The sequence below is a fragment of the Siccirubricoccus deserti genome (assembly GCF_014283215.1).
GTDB lineage: Bacteria > Pseudomonadota > Alphaproteobacteria > Acetobacterales > Acetobacteraceae > Siccirubricoccus > Siccirubricoccus deserti.
In genome coordinates this window covers 1-1,773 of the sequence record NZ_JACOMF010000197.1, presented here as the reverse complement: position 1 = coordinate 1,773, position 1,773 = coordinate 1, and the positions used below count along the sequence as shown (strand labels likewise).

Annotated in this window: 3 protein-coding genes; all 3 read right to left on the bottom strand. The window is 64.3% G+C overall.

Going from position 1 to position 1,773, the window contains the following annotated elements:
* Nucleotides 1–383 (bottom strand): hypothetical protein (locus H7965_RS29735; protein WP_186774075.1); only part of this gene is annotated, 383 nt, incomplete at its 3' end.
* A gap of 248 nt (nt 384–631) precedes the next feature.
* Complete coding sequence (locus tag H7965_RS29730; protein WP_261394437.1) at nt 632–886, bottom strand: GNAT family N-acetyltransferase; 255 nt, start codon at nt 884–886, stop codon at nt 632–634.
* 523 nt (nt 887–1,409) lie between these two features.
* The coding region (locus H7965_RS30620; protein WP_222440892.1) for a hypothetical protein at nt 1,410–1,773 on the bottom strand (364 nt) is incomplete at its 5' end.

Genomic DNA, 1,773 nt, shown 5'->3' with positions numbered 1-1,773 from the left:
TACCTGCTTTCCCGGAATGAGAGCGACATTGTGGTCACCGCCTCCTCGAAGCAGGGCCGCATGTCGCGCGGAAACTCAATCCAGAGCGTGGCAATGACCTGTCCCGCCCGTGAGAGGAAGGTTCGGCGGTAGAAGATTCGGCCAGCGACATAGCCCGAGAGAACGAACCAGTTGTCCTTTGTCCGCTCGTAGGTGATGGTGCCGCGGCTAGCCTCAATGACGTCCCGCTTCGCCTCCCGCAGCAGGTCAGCGAGGGGCTGCCCCATATTGTTGCGCAAGGCTGTCACCACGGCCGTGGCGCGGCGGTCGGCGGTCCAGAACCGGGCGCTATCGCCATTCTCTGGCACGCTCTCCGGATCGAGGGCAAAGGTTGAGGGGTACATCATGCTGATGCCCCAGCGAAGGTTGCGGTAGGTCTGGGGCCGTCCGCCGAGTAGGCCAGCGCAATCCGGTCCCCTGCTGCTGGCCGCCGCAGGGGATGCCATCTCGGCCCTCGATACCCGAACCCAGTTTCCGACGGTGAGCAGATATCCGACATGGGCTACGGCGAGCATGGCTGGGCGACGCCCTATGGCTGCCCTCGGGCTCCTCGTCGCCGCCTTGCTCAGGCTCCACACCATGGCTTGGCGGTTCAGCCAGGGCCGACCAGAAGGTCCCGGTACTCAGGGTGGCGTTCGATGTAGCCGGCTACGAAATCGCAGCGGGGCACTATCCCGATGTCATCTGAACGCAGGTGGTCGAGCACCCCGCGCACCAGCTTCGATCCGGTGCCTTGTCCGGCCATCGCCTCCGGCACCTCGGTGTGGGTCAGCACCATCCGGTTGCCGTCTCGCCGATATGCGACGAAGGCAACGGCGCCGCCTTCCGCCATTTCGAAGCGGCTCATCGCCGGGTTATCCCGTACTTCCGACATGAATACGTGCTCCACAATCGGGTCGCAGTGCGGCGCTGCTCCTGCCCCGACACTGCAACGCCCAAAGGGAAGGCCAGTGCCCACGCTAGGCACGGGCGGCAGCCTCGCTTTCTGGGCATGTTACGCCCTGGGTCCCATAGCCGAAGTAGGACCGCCATCCCTCGCCGATTGTGCGGCGTCTATGACGGCTGACAAGCATCGACCCTCGGATAGGTCGTCCCAAACATCGGCGCCCGTTTGGGCAGCACACCTTGCGCTTCGCTGAGCAGGCTCGCGCTCCGAAGTTCAAGGCGGTGGCAGACCGAGGCGGCTATGCCGTCCGAATTGGTGCGCCTACGCTGCGATTGCAGGGCGCGGACCTACGATCGCGCGGAACTCACTGCGCTGGTGAAGTGGGACGCGCGCCTCCGTCTCGTCGGGCTCAACCGAGAACTCTGGTGTCGCCAGCGCGGCGAACCACCCATCACTGGGTGGATCGTGGCGGCTATTCCGGACGCTAACCGCTAACCCAGGTCAGGCGGAACAGCGCAGCCTCTATCTGGTCTGCAAACAGGAAGCACCGTCCCGTGTCGCGTCCTTCGGCGTGGTCCCAAATGGACTCGACCGTGAATTCGTGCTCGCAGTTCTCGCGGCACCATAGCCTGCGGTCCCAAATCTCCTCGGCGAACGCATCGTCGAGATCGTGCACGGTCAAGCGGGGACATTCGATCACGTGAACCGCCCCGGGTTTGCCGGAGGCTTCAAACCTTGAGAGGTTGGAGCCATGACGAAGAAGACGTCGAACCGGTTTTCGCCTGAGGTGCGGCAGCGAGCGGTACGGATGGTGCTGGACCACGGAGGTGACCACGCCTCGCAGTGGT